Origin of the sequence: Bacillus sp. SIMBA_074, from assembly GCF_046534555.1 — a bacterium.
Taxonomy (GTDB): domain Bacteria; phylum Bacillota; class Bacilli; order Bacillales; family Bacillaceae_G; genus Bacillus_A; species Bacillus_A mycoides.
On record NZ_JAWRYM010001371.1, the window covers coordinates 1 to 229 of the forward strand.

The window sequence follows — 229 nt, forward strand, 5'->3', positions numbered from 1 at the left end:
GACCTCGCGGTGCTCGCGGCGACGGCCGGTGACCCGATCGCGGTCAACGCCCTGTTGCAGCGGGTGGGCCACGACCGGGTGCGTGAGCGCATCGAGGCGCTCGGACTCCGCCGCACCGCGCTTCTCGATCGATTCCGCGACGAGCGCGGCCCGGACGACGCGCCGCAGGTCGCCGTGGGCTCCGCACGTGAGTTCGCGGGGCTCTTCTCGGCGCTCGTGAACTCCCAGG

General features: G+C 73.8%; 1 protein-coding gene. It reads left to right on the top strand.

Going from position 1 to position 229, the window contains the following annotated elements; genetic code table 11:
• A partial coding sequence (locus tag SB773_RS35185; RefSeq protein WP_410595246.1) for a serine hydrolase occupies positions 1-229 on the top strand: 229 nt, incomplete at both ends.